The sequence below is a fragment of the Arthrobacter sp. 05T423 genome (assembly GCF_056396245.1).
This window is the reverse complement of record NZ_JBFTLC010000003.1, coordinates 189654-204913: the sequence shown is the minus strand read 5'-3', so window position 1 is coordinate 204913 and position 15260 is coordinate 189654. Positions and strand designations below refer to the sequence as shown.

Annotated in this window: 17 protein-coding genes; 11 read left to right on the top strand and 6 right to left on the bottom strand. The window is 67.1% G+C overall.

The window, feature by feature from the left end; genetic code table 11:
* Positions 1 to 51 precede the first annotated feature (51 nt).
* Entirely contained in the window at positions 52 to 315 is a 264-nt protein-coding gene (locus tag AC1DFE_RS04800; RefSeq protein WP_476904762.1) for a hypothetical protein, read from the top strand.
* A gap of 79 nt (positions 316 to 394) precedes the next feature.
* Complete coding sequence (locus AC1DFE_RS04795) at positions 395 to 1450, top strand: LacI family DNA-binding transcriptional regulator (protein ID WP_476904761.1); 1056 nt, start codon at positions 395 to 397, stop codon at positions 1448 to 1450.
* A 45-nt stretch (positions 1451 to 1495) separates the two neighbouring features.
* On the opposite strand, the gene AC1DFE_RS04790 is transcribed toward AC1DFE_RS04795, so the two are convergent.
* Together AC1DFE_RS04790 and AC1DFE_RS04785 are read right to left on the bottom strand one after the other, a co-directional pair.
* Positions 1496 to 2398, bottom strand: a complete 903-nt coding sequence (locus tag AC1DFE_RS04790; RefSeq protein WP_476904760.1) for a DUF8083 family protein — start codon at positions 2396 to 2398, stop codon at positions 1496 to 1498.
* 33 nt (positions 2399 to 2431) lie between these two features.
* Entirely contained in the window at positions 2432 to 3238 is an 807-nt protein-coding gene (locus tag AC1DFE_RS04785; RefSeq protein ID WP_476904759.1) for an exodeoxyribonuclease III, read from the bottom strand.
* Between the two features lie 273 nt (positions 3239 to 3511).
* On the opposite strand from AC1DFE_RS04785, the gene AC1DFE_RS04780 reads away from it, so the two are divergent.
* The 6 genes from AC1DFE_RS04780 to AC1DFE_RS04755 all read left to right on the top strand — a co-directional run bounded on the left by AC1DFE_RS04780 (position 3512) and on the right by AC1DFE_RS04755 (position 9114).
* Positions 3512 to 5011, top strand: a complete 1500-nt coding sequence (locus AC1DFE_RS04780; RefSeq protein WP_476904758.1) for a CoA-acylating methylmalonate-semialdehyde dehydrogenase — start codon at positions 3512 to 3514, stop codon at positions 5009 to 5011.
* Entirely contained in the window at positions 5011 to 6084 is a 1074-nt protein-coding gene (locus AC1DFE_RS04775; protein WP_476904757.1) for an enoyl-CoA hydratase/isomerase family protein, read from the top strand. The genes AC1DFE_RS04780 and AC1DFE_RS04775 overlap by 1 nt, the downstream gene beginning before the upstream one ends.
* Positions 6077 to 7015, top strand: coding sequence for a 3-hydroxyisobutyrate dehydrogenase (mmsB, locus tag AC1DFE_RS04770; RefSeq protein WP_476904756.1), 939 nt, complete (start codon positions 6077 to 6079; stop codon positions 7013 to 7015). Before AC1DFE_RS04775 ends, mmsB begins: the two co-directional genes overlap by 8 nt.
* Positions 7016 to 7054: 39 nt before the next feature.
* Positions 7055 to 7834 carry an enoyl-CoA hydratase gene (locus tag AC1DFE_RS04765; protein WP_476904755.1) on the top strand — a complete coding sequence of 260 codons (780 nt, stop codon included), beginning with the start codon at positions 7055 to 7057 and terminating at the stop codon, positions 7832 to 7834.
* A complete protein-coding gene (locus AC1DFE_RS04760; RefSeq protein ID WP_476904754.1) occupies positions 7831 to 8652 on the top strand; it encodes a CPBP family glutamic-type intramembrane protease in 822 nt (273 codons plus the stop codon). The genes AC1DFE_RS04765 and AC1DFE_RS04760 overlap by 4 nt, the downstream gene beginning before the upstream one ends.
* Positions 8653 to 8850: 198 nt before the next feature.
* Positions 8851 to 9114: a hypothetical protein gene (locus AC1DFE_RS04755; protein ID WP_102972959.1), complete on the top strand. Its 264-nt coding sequence runs from the start codon at positions 8851 to 8853 to the stop codon at positions 9112 to 9114.
* Here AC1DFE_RS04755 and AC1DFE_RS04750 read toward each other — a convergent pair.
* A complete protein-coding gene (locus AC1DFE_RS04750) occupies positions 9111 to 9509 on the bottom strand; it encodes an ArsR/SmtB family transcription factor (RefSeq protein ID WP_476904753.1) in 399 nt (132 codons plus the stop codon). The genes AC1DFE_RS04755 and AC1DFE_RS04750 overlap by 4 nt on opposite strands.
* 342 nt (positions 9510 to 9851) lie before the next feature.
* Between AC1DFE_RS04750 and AC1DFE_RS04745 the strand changes: the two genes are divergently transcribed.
* Complete coding sequence (locus AC1DFE_RS04745; RefSeq protein ID WP_476904752.1) at positions 9852 to 10127, top strand: YegP family protein; 276 nt, start codon at positions 9852 to 9854, stop codon at positions 10125 to 10127.
* 17 nt (positions 10128 to 10144) lie between these two features.
* Positions 10145 to 10834 (top strand): PAS and ANTAR domain-containing protein, encoded by a 690-nt coding sequence (locus AC1DFE_RS04740; protein ID WP_476904751.1) that lies wholly within the window; start codon positions 10145 to 10147, stop codon positions 10832 to 10834.
* Between the two features lie 100 nt (positions 10835 to 10934).
* Here the strand turns inward: AC1DFE_RS04740 and AC1DFE_RS04735 are convergent, their stop codons facing one another.
* Together AC1DFE_RS04735 and AC1DFE_RS04730 are read right to left on the bottom strand one after the other, a co-directional pair.
* Positions 10935 to 11441, bottom strand: a complete 507-nt coding sequence (locus AC1DFE_RS04735) for a MarR family winged helix-turn-helix transcriptional regulator (protein ID WP_476904750.1) — start codon at positions 11439 to 11441, stop codon at positions 10935 to 10937.
* Positions 11442 to 11444: 3 nt separating this feature from the next.
* Positions 11445 to 13205, bottom strand: a complete 1761-nt coding sequence (locus AC1DFE_RS04730; RefSeq protein ID WP_476904749.1) for an AMP-binding protein — start codon at positions 13203 to 13205, stop codon at positions 11445 to 11447.
* Between the two features lie 223 nt (positions 13206 to 13428).
* Between AC1DFE_RS04730 and AC1DFE_RS04725 the strand changes: the two genes are divergently transcribed.
* A complete protein-coding gene (locus tag AC1DFE_RS04725; RefSeq protein ID WP_476904748.1) occupies positions 13429 to 14562 on the top strand; it encodes an acyl-CoA dehydrogenase family protein in 1134 nt (377 codons plus the stop codon).
* Between the two features lie 6 nt (positions 14563 to 14568).
* On the opposite strand, the gene AC1DFE_RS04720 is transcribed toward AC1DFE_RS04725, so the two are convergent.
* Positions 14569 to 15156, bottom strand: a complete 588-nt coding sequence (locus AC1DFE_RS04720; protein ID WP_476904747.1) for a DinB family protein — start codon at positions 15154 to 15156, stop codon at positions 14569 to 14571.
* Positions 15157 to 15260 lie beyond the last annotated feature (104 nt).

Genomic DNA, 15260 nt, shown 5'->3' with positions numbered 1-15260 from the left:
GCTGGTGTTCCAGCGCAAGATTGTGGCCGGCCTGACGGCAGGTGCAGTCAAGTGACGGAAGGAGCAGCACCACAGGGCAGGAAGCCGGCACCCATCGCGCCCAAGCGCGTACGGTCCGGCGAGGACTTCGACATCATCATCGGATTCCTTGGCTTCTGGGCCGTGGTGCTGCTCGTCGGCACAGTCTGGATGGAGGTGACGGCGCAGCCCGCTGTCTGGTGGGCGCTGGGGCTGCTGGCCACACTGCTGGCAATCTACGGCATGGTCAGGCTCCGCAGGCGCCTCCCGACGCGCACGGCCAAGCGCCGCAAGTGAGCACGCAGGACTAAAATGGATTCTTGCCGCCGGGAGAACAGCATGGCGGAAAACTGCATGAGGGCTTAGAGAGGACATCGTGGCGCGCACTACTGAACGGGCACAGCGCGGTGGCCACTCAGGAGTCAGTATCGAAGACGTGGCCGCGGCCGCAGGTGTTTCCACCGCAACCGTGTCCCGGGCCGTGCGCGGCCTGCCAAGGGTCTCGCCGGCTACCCGGGAGAAAATCCTCGAGGTGGCCACGGCGCTGGGGTACGTCGCCTCGTCGTCCGCGTCGGGCCTGGCCACCGGGCGAACCAAGACCATCGGCGTGCTGGCCCCGTTTGTGAGCCGGTGGTTCTTCTCGAAGGCCATCGAGGGCGCGGACCGCGAACTCCATGCCCGGCAATACAACCTTTCCCTCTTCAACCTCGGGGGCCACGGCAGCCACCGGGAACGGCTCTTCAGCAAGACCATGGTCTACAAGCAGATCGACGCCCTCCTGGTCCTGTGTATGGCGCTGACCCGGGACGAGCTGGAGCACCTGCAGAAGATCGATATTCCGCTGGTGGTGGTGGGCGGCCACGTGGAGGAATGTGCCTATATCGGCATCGACGACTATGCGGCAGCCTCCACCGCCGTCAAGCACCTCATCGAACTCGGCCACCGGGACATCGCGCTGCTGCACGGCGACGATGAAACAGACCTAAACTTCGATGTTCCCCGGGTCCGCATCCTGGCTTTCCAGGACGTCATGACCGCCGCGGGCCTTGAAGTCCGGCCCGAGTGGGACGAGTGGGGAGACTTCACCGTCCGCAGCGGCCAGGAAGCATTCCGGCGCCTGTGGGCCCAGCCCGGCGCCAAACCGACAGCCATCTTCTGCGCGTCCGATGAAATGGCCATGGGGGTCATCTTCGAAGCGAACCGCGTGGGCGTCCGGATTCCCGAAGACCTGTCCGTGATCGGCATCGATGACCACGACTTCTCCGACGCGATCGGCCTCACCACTGTGGGGCAGCGGCCCGATGAGCAGGCCGAGCTCGGCACCAAGATGCTGCTCGACGAACTCTTGGGGATTGCCGGTTCGGTGCGGTCCTCCGTCGCACCGCACCGCCTGATAGTCAGACGCACGACGGCGCCGCCCCGGTCCTCTTAGCAGCGCCCCTGACGTCTTTGAAAAAGCCGGGTGCCGGACCGGGTGTTACGACGCCCGGGCCAGCTGGCGGATCGGGATCCAGCGGGAGGCGAGCCGGCGGTAGGCGGCGGCCGCGCCTGTCATGTCACCCTCGGCGAGGCACTCGATGCCCAGCCGCACGTCCATGGGGGAATCGTCCGGATAGACCTTGTCCGCCACCGCGCCGTAGTCCAGTTCCACCATCGAATCGGTGTGGAACAGCTCGAGCCATTCGGTGAGCTGGGTGAGGTCATCCAGCATGTCCAGGTCGGGCGCGGCGAGGGCCAGGTTCGCCACGGCGTAGCGCACCCGGTCGAGGGCGTCGGAGATGGGCGCCCACACCCGCACGGTGAGGATCCGGCCGCCGGCCTCCACGACGTCCTGCGGGTCCGACTCGAGGAACAGCGAAAACCAGCTGAAGGGGATGCCCCAGGTGGAGGCCCGGGTGTGGACCCTGGTGACGCCGTCGCGGGCGTTGACCAGGTCGATGCGTTCCTGGTGCCTGTCCCGCTGTTCTTCGGGGATCAGCAGCTCGGCCAGGGGCCCGTGGATGCCCTCGATCAGTGCGTTGGCTGCCAGCCCGGCCCGGAGCACCAGCTGGCTGGGGCAGTACAGCAGCGCGACGCCGTCGGCCGTTTCCTCCGGCGAGGCGCCTTCCTTGCCGGCATCCTCCACGGGGACTCCCGGGGCGCGGGTGACGCGCACCAGATCGGTCCGCCCGGTGGGGAACGGATCGCCGCCGGGCCGGGTGATCCGGCCCAGGGATGCGAGCAGTTCCGCGTTTTCCACCGCGGCGCGGGACGCGGCCCGTTCGCCCGCTGATTTGATGGCGGGACGCTGCTCCTCGGGAAAGGCGTCCAGCGGCTCATAGATGCGCAGCGTGGAGGAGAACGGGAGCCCGGCCTGGCCCCGGTAGAGGTTGCCCGTCATGAATGCCTGCCTGTCATCAGCCGTCAGCCTCCATCAGTCGGTCAGTTCCACAATCACCGGTGCGTGGTCGGACGCGCCCTTGCCCTTGCGTTCCTCGCGGTCGATCGAGGCGCCGGAAACCCGCGAGGCGAGGGCCGGCGAGGCGAGCACGAAGTCGATCCGCATGCCCTCCTTCTTGGGGAAGCGCAGCTGGGTGTAGTCCCAGTAGGTGTAGACGCCCGGGCCAGGGGTGTGCGGGCGCACGACGTCGGAGTAGCCCACCGACTCAAAGGCGCGGAACGCGGCGCGCTCCGGTTCGCTGACGTGGGTGTAGCGCTGGGTGAGGAACAGGTCGATGTCCCAGACGTCGTCGTCCGTGGGGGCGATGTTCCAGTCGCCCATCAGCGCGACCTGCGCGGACGGGTCCTCCGAGATCCAGCCGGCCGCGTGGTCCTTCAGGGAGTCAAGCCACTTGAGCTTGTAGGGCATGTGCTCATCGTCGAGGGAGCGGCCGTTCGGGACATAGAGGCTCCAGACCCGGACGCCGCCGCAGGTCGCGGCCATGGCGCGGGCTTCCTGGACGGGATCCTTGCCTGCCTTGCCGAAGTGCGGCTGGTCTGCGAACCCGCGTTCGACGTTCTCCAGCCCCACACGCGAGGCGATGGCCACGCCGTTCCACTGGTTGACGCCGAAGTGCGCCACCTCGTAGCCCATGCGCTCGAAGAGCTCCCACGGAAAGTTGTCGTCCTTGCACTTGGTTTCCTGGATGGCCAGGACGTCACAGTCGGAGCGCTGCAGCCACGCCTCCACACGGTCGGCACGGGCACGCAGCGAGTTCACATTCCAGGTAGCTATCTTCACAGTCCTAACTTACCGAACTTGGCCGCGGATGGGACTCCCGGGAAATGGCGCCGCGGTGCTGTCTGAATCGGTAGACGCCGCGTCCAAAACGGGGCACTTCGGCGCGGACACGCCCGGATTCGGGGCCCAGGGGCACTGTTTGCGGCTCAAAGTACCCCACGACGGCGGTTGCCCACTTGGCATGCCGACCCCGCTTCAGAGACTCTGGAATTTAGTAGGAAGTCCGAGTAGATTCAGCACCAGAGATGACCGGGGTCATGCAAAGGAGCATCCATGGTTCGCGAACTGTCCCACTACATTGGCGGCCGGCGGGTAGACGGCACGTCCGGCAGGTACGGCGATGTCTTTGATCCGTGCACCGGAGAGGTCCAGGCCAAAGTGCCGCTCGCTGGCGCGGAAGAAGTCCGGAACGCCGTCGCGAATGCCGAAAAAGCCCAGCCGGAGTGGGGCGCCATGAACGCCCAGCGGCGCGGCCGCATCCTGCTCAGGTTCGTGGACCTCGTGAACCAGAACATGGATGAGCTCGCGGCCCTCCTGTCCTCGGAACACGGAAAGACCCTCCCGGATGCCAGGGGCGACATCCAGCGCGGCATCGAGGTGGTGGAGTTCGCTGCCGGCGCCCCGCACCTGCTCAAGGGCGAGTTCTCCGACGACGCCGGCACGGGCATTGACGTGCACTCCATGCGCCAGCCGCTGGGCGTGGTGGCAGGCATTACCCCCTTCAATTTCCCCGCCATGATTCCGCTGTGGAAGTCCGGGCCGGCGCTCGCGGCAGGTAACGCATTCATCCTCAAGCCGTCAGAGCGCGATCCGTCAGTGCCGCTGCGCCTGGCTGAGCTCTACTCCGAGGCGGGGGTGCCGGACGGCGTCTTCAACGTGGTCAACGGGGACAAGGAAGCCGTGGACGCGCTGCTCGAGGACGGGCGGGTCCAGGCGATCGGCTTCGTGGGTTCCACCCCCATCGCCCAGTACATCTACGCCACTGCGGCGGCGCACGGCAAGCGGGCCCAGTGCTTCGGCGGCGCCAAGAACCACATGGTGATCATGCCGGACGCGGACCTCGATATGGCCGCCGATGCGCTGATCGGGGCCGGCTACGGATCAGCAGGTGAGCGCTGCATGGCAGTCTCCGTGGCCGTCCCCGTGGGGGAGGAGACCGCGAACAGTCTTGTGGCGAGGCTGCAGGAGCGGATCAAGTCCCTGAAAGTGGGGCACAGCCTGGCCAAGGACTCCGACTTCGGGCCGGTGGTGACGCCCGCCGCCAAGGAGCGGATCGAGGGCTACATCAAATCCGGCAAGGAGGAGGGCGCCTCGCTCCTGGTGGATGGCCGCGGACTGGCCGTGGACGGCTATGACGGCGGGTTCTGGGTTGGCCCCACGCTGTTCGACAACGTCACCAAGGACATGAAAATCTACCGCGAGGAGATCTTCGGCCCCGTGCTCAGCGTCCTCCGTGCGTCTGACTATGACGAGGCGCTGCGGCTTTGCAGCGAGAACGAGTTCGGGAACGGCGTCGCCATCTTCACCCGCGACGGTGACGCGGCACGGGACTTCGCCAGCCGGGTCCAGGTGGGGATGGTCGGCATTAACGTTCCCATTCCGGTGCCCATCGCCTACTACACCTTCGGCGGCTGGAAGGCTTCCGGGTTCGGCGACCTCAACCAGCACGGCGCCGACGCCTTCCGCTTCTACACCAAGACCAAGACCGTGACCTCACGCTGGCCCTCCGGCATCCGCCAGGGCGCCAGCTTCATCATGCCGGAAGGAAGCTGATGACTGAACCTGAACAAGAGGTGCTGTTCGAACAACGGGGCAGGCTGGGGGTGGTCACGCTGAACCGGCCCAGGGCAGTCAACGCGCTCACGGCCGGCATGGTCACCGCGTTCCTTGAACAGCTGACCGCCTGGGCAGACGATGACAGCGTGGCCACCGTGCTGGTCCAGGGCGCCGGTGACCGTGGCCTGTGCGCCGGCGGGGACATCGTTGCCATCTACCGGGACATCCTCGCCGGCGGGGACCAAACGGCCGGCTTCTGGGCGGACGAATACCGGTTGAATTCCCGGATCGAGAAGTTCCCCAAGCCCTACGTGGCATTCATGGACGGGCTGGTGCTGGGCGGCGGCGTGGGCATCTCCGCGCACGGCTCGCTGCGCGTTGTCACCGAACGGACGCGGTCCGGGATGCCGGAGACCACCATCGGGTTCGTGCCCGACGTCGGCGGGACGCTGCTGCTGTCACGCTCACCGGGGGAGACGGGCACCCATGCTGCCCTCACGGGCGCCCACCTCAGCGGTGCGGATGCGCTGTTCCTGGGGCTCGCCGACTATTTCGTCCCGTCCGGCAACCTTGCCGCCCTTGCCGCGGCGCTGGAGAACGAAAGCGCGGAAGCCGCCGTCGTACGTTTTGCCGAAAAGGCGCCCGACTCGGCACTGGCGGCACAGCGGGACTGGATGGACGCCTGCTATTCAACGGACGACGCCGAGGAAATCGTCCGGCGGCTGCGCGCCGCGGGCGGGGAAGCCGCGGGCGGGGAAGCCGCGGCCGCCGCCGACACCATCGAAGCGAAATCGCCCACCTCGGTCAAGGTGACCCTGGCGTCGCTGCGCAGATCGCGCGGGCAGACGCTCGATGAAACTCTCGCCCAGGAATACCGCGTGGGCCTGCGCTGCCTCACCGGACCGGACTTCCGCGAGGGGATCCGGGCACAGGTGGTGGACAAGGACCGCAATCCGCAGTGGCGGCCTGCGACGCTGCAGGAAGTGCACGCGGACGACGTCGAGCGGTACTTCGCACCGCTGGGGGACCGGGAACTTGTTCTGTGGGAAAGGGAGTCGGACCATGCCTGATGAAGCAATCCAGCCTGGTGAAGCAAAACCGCGCGTTGCCTTCCTGGGGCTGGGCCACATGGGCGGCCCCATGGCGGTCAACCTGGTCAAGGCGGGCTACGAGGTCATCGGTTTCGACGTGGTTCCCGCAGCGCTGGACGCTGCGCGTGAGCACGGCGTCCCCATCGCCGGCAGCGCCGCGGAAACCGTCACCGGCGCCGGGGTGGTGCTGACGATGTTTCCGAGCGGTCAGCACGTGCTGGACGCGTACCGGGGCGGAGACGGGGAGCCGGGACTGCTGGCCGCTGCGGCGCCGGACACCATGTTCCTGGACTGTTCCACCATCAACGTGGACGAGGCACGGGAAGCCGCCCGGCTGGCCCTCGACGCCGGGCACCGCTCCGTGGACGCCCCTGTTTCCGGCGGCGTGGTAGGGGCGGAGGCCGGCACGCTGACCTTCATGGTCGGCGCGCTGCCGGAGGACTTCGAGACGGTGCGGCCCCTGTTCGACGTGATGGGAAAACGCGCGGTGCTGTGCGGCGAGCACGGGGCCGGCCAGGCTGCGAAGGTCTGCAACAACCTTATTCTGGGCGTCTCGATGATCGCGGTGAGCGAGGCGTTCGTGCTCGGGGAGAAGCTCGGGTTGACCCACCAGGCACTGTTCGACGTAGCCTCCGCGGCGTCAGGGCAGTGCTGGGCCCTCACCACCAACTGCCCGGTCCCGGGACCCGTGCCCGCCAGTCCGGCCAACCGTGACTACCAGCCGGGGTTCGCCGGCGCACTGATGGCCAAGGACCTCCGGCTGGCACTGAACGCCCTCGAGTCCACCGGCGTGGCTGCCCGGATGGGCCCCCTGGCCTCCGAGATTTACGACGTCTTCGCCGCCGAGGGCGGCGCCGGCCGGGATTTCTCCGGCATCATCACCGACATCCGGGACAAGTCAGGACAGTAGGCTTAGCTTCAGGATCTACCAATCACGTGAGGGGCATGGATGACGCACGAGTACGGGAACATTCTGGTGGAGCGCCGCGGGCGCGTTGGCCTCGTCACCCTGAACAGGCCTGAGGCGCTGAACGCCCTGGACCGGACGACCCTGGATGAACTCGTCGCGGCGGTTACGGCCATGGACGCGGATCCCGGCGTCGGCGCGGTCGTCATCACCGGCTCGGGGAAGGCCTTCGCCGCGGGCGCTGACATCAAGGAGATGGCGGACAAGGGCTATCTGGAGATGTACGACGCCGACTGGTTCCGCGGGTGGGAGGACCTGACCCGGCTGCGTATACCGCTGATCGCCGCGGTGGCCGGCTTCGCGCTGGGCGGCGGCTGCGAGCTGGCCATGATGTGTGACTTCATCATCGCCGGCGACAACGCCAAATTCGGCCAGCCCGAGATCAACCTGGGCGTGGTCCCGGGCATGGGCGGGTCCCAGCGGCTCACCCGCGCCGTGGGCAAGGCCAAGGCGATGGACATGATCCTCACCGGCCGGTTCATCGACGCGGACGAGGCAGAGCGCTCCGGCCTGGTGGCGCGGGTGGTGCCGGCCGCGGACACCGTGGAGGAGGCGCTGAAGGCTGCCGAGGTCATCGCGTCCAAGTCGAAGCCCGCCGCCATGCTGGCCAAGGAAGCCGTCAACGCGGCCTTCGAGACGGGGCTGGCGCAGGGAGTGCTCTTTGAACGCCGGCTGTTCCATTCGCTCTTCGCCTCCGAGGACCAGAAGGAAGGCATGGCGGCTTTCACGGAGAAGCGCCAGCCGGAGTTCAGGCACCGGTGAGCGCCCGGCTGACCGGGGAGCGCACAGGAAAGGAAACTTCCCTGCGCGTTGTCCCGGCGGCCATGGTCTCGCTGGCAGGCTTTGTCCTGTTCGCGCTGGACCAGAGCCGGCCGGGCTACGCCCTGCTCGCCGCAGCGCTGGCCGTTGCGGCATTCGTTGACCGGCTGCTGTTCCGCGACCTCGCGCTGATTGCAGCGGGAGTGGCCATCATCAGTGCCGTGCCCATCACCACCGACGTCAGCACGTCCCACATGCTCGTCATGGGGTCGGCCATGATCGCGGCCGTGGGCATCCCCTACGCCGTGTCGCGGTTTGCCACCAAAGAACACGCGGTGGTGTTTCCGGTGCGGACGGGGCAGAAATGGACACGTGCGGAGAAGTGGTACCTGCCCGCCGTCGTGGTGATCGGCTATGCCCTGCTGCCCGTCTACATGATCAGGACCGGGGTCTACACGAACTGGCCGGCCGTGCACGAACCCGAGGGCATCGCGCGGCTTTTCGTCGGCACCAATGCCCTGGGCATCTGGGACGAGCTGTTCTTCATCTGCACGTGCTTCGCGCTGCTGCGCCGACACCTGCCCGGCTGGCAGGCGAACCTGCTGCAGGCGGTCCTCTTCACGTCCTTCCTGTGGGAACTGGGGTTCAGAGCCTGGGCGCCGTTTTTCATCTATCCGTTCGCCCTGCTGCAGGCCCGCATCTTCACCGTGACCAAGTCACTGTCGTACATCGTGAGCGTGCACCTGCTCTTCGACTTCGTGCTCTTCCTCGTCCTGCTTCACGCGCACAACCGGAGCTGGGTCGACATCTTCCTGTACTGACTGCGGGTACTCGACTCCGGGGCGCCCGCTCCCGGGTACTGATGCCTGGGCAATGATTCCCGGGTCCGGTAAGGCCCACAGGCCCCTGTCCGTACGCCAATGGCCGCCGGGACTTCACCTGCCGTTAATCGCGGTGCCCTAGCCTTGCACTTCAGGCAACGTGCCAATTCAGGCAATCGTGCGAAAAGGGGAACGACCGTGGCCGATATCGCTGCTGTACTGGGACGGCTCACCGCTGCTGAACTTGAGGAAATCCACGCTACGGGCCCGCAGGGGCACCTGAGCCGCAGGATCGTGGAGGCGCTGGACCGGGCTGCCGGCGGTCCGGGCGGCGGCCGCGGCTACTATGTTCCGGCCGGAAGTGTCAGCGGAACGGGCAGCCCGCATGTTGTGCTGCGCAGCGACGTCGCGGCCTGGCTGTTCGGACATGCCGCGCCGGCCGCCGTCGCCGATCCTGCCTAGCCTGCTGCCTGCGCTGCCGGCGTAAGAGTGGATGCCGGCGCAGCGCCGGGGCCGTCGTCGGATCCGCCGTTCTGCTGCCGCACGCCGCTGACGTCGAGGATAGAGCCGAGCAGGCCGCGGGCCGCCTCGAGGACCTCCGTTACCTCTGGGGACGTCAGTTCGTAAAACAGGCGGCCGTCCTTCCGGGAGGGAACGATCAGCCGCTGGCGCCGCAGGATGCCGAGGTGCTGGGAGAGGTTCGAGGCCTCAAGCCCGGTGCTGTCCCGCAGGTTGCTTACCGTCACCGGACCGCTGACCAGCATCTCCAGGACCAGGATGCGTGCGGGGTGGCCCATGGACTTGAACAGGTCGGCCTTGACCTCGGTGAGAATCACGCCGTCGGGCATGTCGCCCATTCTGGACTCCTTCCGCTGTTCCTTGCCAGATGCTGCTGCGAGGTGTTGCTAGGCCCGCCAGACTGGTGCCCCCAAGGCGTCTAGACCTAAGTATAGAGACAGAACGGTCTGTCCCCGGGGGAGCAGGGCGAACTATTGTCGGGAATCCATCTGCAGGGGCGCGGAGGTCACGGGAGCAGCCGCGGACAGGCCTTGCCAAGAGCCGGCAACTGGTTCACAATTTCATAAATTCCTCAATTGGCGCCCCGGCTCATCCGCGCGGAGCGACAGTGAGAATATCCTCAGCTGCTTCCGGCGACGACGGCGTCCTGGAGGCCGTGTTCCCGGATCCAGGAGGGCTAAATGGCTGGCATGTTCGAACTCTTCATTGACGCAGAGGCTTCATTCAGATTCCAGCTCACCGCCCCGGACGGCACCGTGATGGCCGTGTCCCGCCCATTTCCCAGCAAGGCCGCCGCGGTTGAAGGCATTGCTGCGGTCCGTGAGTATGCCGGAATGGGGCACGTGAAGGAGCTTGCCGCGGCCCCCGCTGACCGCTTCCCCGGTCCCCGCCCCCGAACTTCCGTCCGGCCCCATTCCCAGCGCATCCCCGTCCAGTGCCAGGGGATGGCCGGGTAGGGCGGCAGGGGGCCGCGATGAGTCTTCCAAAAACCGTGCGGGCATACTCGAGTGCCCTGGCGCCGGCGGATTGTGTTGCCGGCACGTTTCACTTCGATGCCGGCTCCGGACAGCTCGAGTGGTCCGATGAGCTGTACACGCTGCACGGCTACCGCCGCGGTGACATCGTCCCCACGGTGGAGCTGCTGTATTCCCACAAGCATCCCGACGACAGGGAGCGCTGCCATGATATTTTCATGGCAGCCTGCGAAACGGGCGGATTCTTCTGCAGTTACCACCGCGTCATCGACGCGCGCATGCGGGAGCACCGTGTCCTCACCGCGGGCGAAGCGCTCATGGCGGACGGCAGGCTCAGCGCTGTCGAAGGATTCATCGTTGACCTGACCAGCACGCTGCACTGGGAAACGGAGCGGGCAGCACGCGAGGCAGTGGCAGGGGCCCTGGGCACGCGAAGCACCATAGAGCAGGCGAAGGGCATCCTGATGGGGATCCTGCGGATCGGTTCCGTGGACGCTTTCAATCTGCTGGCCACGTACAGCCAGGCCACCAACATCAAGGTGGCCAGCACGGCCGCCGACCTCGTGCAGCTTGCCAACAGCCCACAGCAGGCGGCATTGCTTGACACGTTCGTCCAGGAGCTCCGGCGCCCGTCGGAAAGCCAGGCCGCCAAAAGCCCCGCGGACACGGATGGTGTGCCCACCGGCTAGCCGCCCTGCCGCGTCTCGGTCCGTGAAGCCAGTGAGCCCACAAAGCCAGTGAGCCCACAAAGCCAGTCGGTCCACAGAGCCAGTCGGTCCGCGCAGCAGCTCAGTCCGTGAAGTCCCCGGCGCCGCGGCGGAAGTCGCCCAGGATCCGGATCAGCTGGTCCACGTCCCCTGCGCCGAAACCGGACTGGCTGAAAACTTCGGAGTTGAGCACCGCCGTCGCCCGTTTTGCCAGCGTGCGGCCCTCGGCCGTGAGCTCGATCAGGGTGGTGCGCCCGTCGGTGGGATGCGGGGAGCGGACTACCAGCCCCGCCGTCTGGAGGCGGTCGACGGCGTTTGTCACCGAGGTGGGATGGACCTGGAGCAGGGCGCTCGCCTTGTTCATGGGCAGGGCGCCGCTCCTGGCGAAGCTGAGCAGCGCCAGCAGTTCGTAGCGGGCGAAGGTCAGTCCGAAGGGCTTCAGCGCCCCCTCGATGCGGGCCAGCAGGATCTGCTGGGTACGCATGATGGCCGTGATTGCAGCCATCGGGGCGGCGACGTCGCCCCAGCCGTGGCTTTCCCAGTTGCGCTGCGCGTCGGCAATGGGGTCGCGGGGCAGCGGCGGGCTCACGGCTCAGCCCTGGCTTTTCAGGCCCGGGAAATCCGTTTCGGAGTATTCCGTGCCCAGGCCTCCGGGAGCACCGTCCGCGCCGGGCTGGAGGCCGTCCGCGTGGCGGAGCTCCTCGCTGTGCCGCAGTTCGACCCGGCGGATTTTGCCGGAGATGGTCTTGGGCAGCTCGGCGAACTCCAGCCGGCGGATGCGCTTGAACGGCGCCAGGTGGTCGCGGCAGTAGCGCAGGATCTCCTCGGCGAGCTCGGGACCCGGTTCGTGGCCGGCAGCCAGCACCACGAAGGCCTTGGGCACGGACAGCTTCAGCGGGTCCGGGGAGGGGACGACGGCGGCCTCCGCCACCGCCGGGTGCTCAATGAGCACGCTCTCCAGCTCGAACGGGGACAGCCGGTAGTCGGAGGACTTGAAGACGTCGTCGTCGCGGCCCACGTAGGTGATGACGCCGTGTTCGTCCCGGCTTGCCATGTCGCCGGTGTGGTAGTAGCCGCCACGGAAGGCCTCGGCCGTCTTCTGCGGGTCGCCGTAGTAGGACTTCATCAGCCCGGCGGGGCGGGGATCGAGGCGCAGGCACAGTTCGCCGTCGTCGGACTCCTCTCCGGTGACCGGATCGACGAGGACCACGTCGTACCCCGGCAGGGGCTGGCCCATGGCGCCGATCTTGACGGGCTGGCCGGGGGTATTGGCCACCTGCACCGTGGTCTCGGTCTGGCCGAAGCCGTCGCGGATGGTCTGGCCCCAGGCACGCTGGACCTGGCCGATGACCTCCGCGTTGAGCGGCTCGCCGGCCGACACAACCTTCGTGGGCGGGTTCTTGAGGAGGCTGAGGTCGGCCTGGATGAGCATCCGCCAGACGGTGGGCGGTGCGCAGAAGCTGGTGACCTTCTCGCGCTCCATCTGCTCCATGAGGGCCCTGGCATCGAAGCGCTCGTAGTTGTAGACGAACACGCAGGCCTCGGCAATCCACGGTGCGAACAGGTTGGACCAGGCGTGTTTCGCCCAGCCCGGAGAAGCCACGTTGAGGTGCACGTCGCCCGGCTCCAGGCCGATCCAGTACATCGTGGACAGGTGGCCCACCGGATAGGAGGTGTGCGTGTGTTCCACGAGCTTGGCCTTGGAGGTGGTGCCCGAGGTGAAATAGAGCAACAGGGTTTCGTCCGCCAGCGTCGGGGCGTCGGGGGTGAAATCGCTGGAGGCGGCGGCGGAATCCGCGTACGGGAGCGACTCGCTGCCGCTGCTGCCCCCGGCGCCGCTGCCGGCGTCGGGGATTTCGATGAGCCGGTAGCTGCCGGGCACCTCGGCAAACTTGCCAAGGTTGGAACTGCCGACGGCGGCCCAGCCGGCTTCCCCGCGCTCCACCCGGTCCTTCAGGTCCGCGGGGCCCATGAGCGTGGTGGTGGGGATGAGCACGATGCCGAGCTTGATGCCGGCCAGCACGAGCTCCCACAGTTCCACCTGGTTGCCCAGCATGATGATCATGCGGTCGCCGCGTTTCACGCCCTGGTTGCGGAGCCAGTTGGCTACCTGGCCGGACCGTGCCGACAATTCGGCGAAGCTGCGGCGGGTAGCGGAGCCGTCCTGTTCCAGGATCACCAGCGCCGGGTTGCCGCCGCGGGCCGGATCGGCCGCGATGGCATCAAACCAGTCGAGGGCGAAATTGAACTCCGGGGGCCGCGGCCATTCGAAGCTGGACCTCGCCTGCCTGTAGTCCTGGCGCTGTGCGAGCAACTGGTCGCGTGCGGCACGGAAGTCGTCGGTGACTGTCATGGGGCACCTTTCACCCGGGGATTCACATCCTAGTGATCCACATCACTGTGCAATATACTAGGACATCCAAGGGTTTGGAAGAGCGAAGGGACCTATGCCCGTGCAGCCACAGGGACGTGACAACGGACAGCCAGCTACGGCCACAGCAGGGGCGGCTAGTGCAGGGGAGGCCACCGCAGGGAAACCGGGGACCACCCCGCCGCCGTTTGCCGATGCGGATCTCATGTACATAGCGGACCTGCTACCGCCGGCCGAGCGGGGGCGCTATCTCGAGATCCGGGACTTCCTGCAGTCCAGCGTGCGGGCCCAGTCCATCGAATACTGGAACCGGGAGGAGTTCCCGTTCGGGCTGCTCGCGGAGCTGGGAAAGCACGGACTTGGCGGTCTGCAGACGGACGGGACAACCGCGCTCTTCAAGGGCCTCATGTACGTCGAAGTGGCCCGTGCCGATGTGTCCCTGTCAGCACTGGTGGGCATTCACAACGAACTGATCGTGGGCATGATCGACGCCCTGGGGTCGGAGGAGCAGAAGCAGCGGTGGCTGCCGGGCCTGACGGCCTTCACGGAGCTGGGGGCCTTCGCGCTGACCGAACCGGACCACGGCTCGGACATTGCCGGCGGGCTGGCCACGACGGCCCGGCTTGAGGACGGCGAATGGGTCATCGACGGGGCCAAACGGTGGATCGGAGCCGGGACGATCGCCGACTTCGCCCTCGTGTGGGCCCGGGACACGGCCGACCAGCAGATCAAGGGCTTCATTGTTGAGACGGACCGCCCCGGCTACACGGCGACCAAGATCAGCAACAAGATCGGGCTGCGGATCATGCAGAACGCCGACATTCAGCTGGTTGGCGTCCGGATCCCGGAGGCCAACCTGCTCCCGGGGGCCACGGATTTCACCAAGGCCAACGAGCTGCTGCGGGATTCCCGGGCCTGGGTGGGCTGGCAGGCTGCGGGGATTCAGCTCGCCGCCTTTGACGTTGCCCGCTCTTATTCGCTGCAGCGCCGCCAGTTCGGCAAGGAACTGGCCCGCTTCCAGCTGATTCAGCAGCAGCTCGCCGAGATTCTGGGCAATGCGTCGGCCTCGTTGGCGCTGATGGCGCAGCTGGCCAGGATCCAGGCGGAGGGCAGGCTGGAGATGGCGCAGGCGGCGATGGCCAAAGCCACCACCACCCGGCTGGCCCGCGCCTCTGTGGCCATGGGGCGCTCGGTGCTCGGCGGCAACGGAATCAGCAGCGACTATGAGATGGGAAAACTCTTCGGCGACGCTGAGATCCTCTATACCTACGAGGGCAGCTATGAGATCAATTCCCTGATCGTGGCCCGCGCCGTGACAGGGAAGTCAGCCTTCGTGTAGGGCGCTTTACTCAGCAGGAGCTGCCGCTTTCCGCGCTGCGGCCTCCAGCTGGTCCACGTAGGCGGCCTGCTCCGCGGCGGCCCGCTGTGGAAGGTTGGGGTCGCTGAGGCCCTGCCCGGCTGATCCGTCGATCAGTTCGCGGATGATGTCGGCATGCCCCAGATGCTGCGCCGTCTCGGCACACATGTGAACCAGCATCTGGTGCAGTGTCACTTGCCTGCGTTCCTCCCGCCACCAAGGCACAACTCCGGGAGCATCCAGGGCCAGCGCTTCGATGGTGGCGTCGGTGTGCTCCGCAGAGAAGTGATGCAACTCCACGATCTCGGCGCGGGTCTGTTCCGGCGTTGCCCACATGTCCGCGTCCGGCTCTGCTCCGTCGGCGAACCAGGGCAGGATCCGGCCGCTGGGCCGCCCGAACACCCCGCTGAAATAATCCAGCTCCACGCTGGCTACATGCTTGACCAGGCCCAGGAGATTAGTGCCGGTGGGCGTCATCGGCCGGCGGACGTCGTACTCACCCAGGCCGTCGAGCTTGGCGAGGAGCTGGGCGCGCCGGGTCCGCAGGTAATGGTGCAGGGTCGTTTTTTCATCCATGGCGGCACTCTACCGGGCGGCATGGCAAAGTCAGGGGCACTTCTGCGCCGCTTTGCGGCCCCGCCGGACAGCTGCCCCTTGGAACGGCGCGCCGGCCGGGTTCC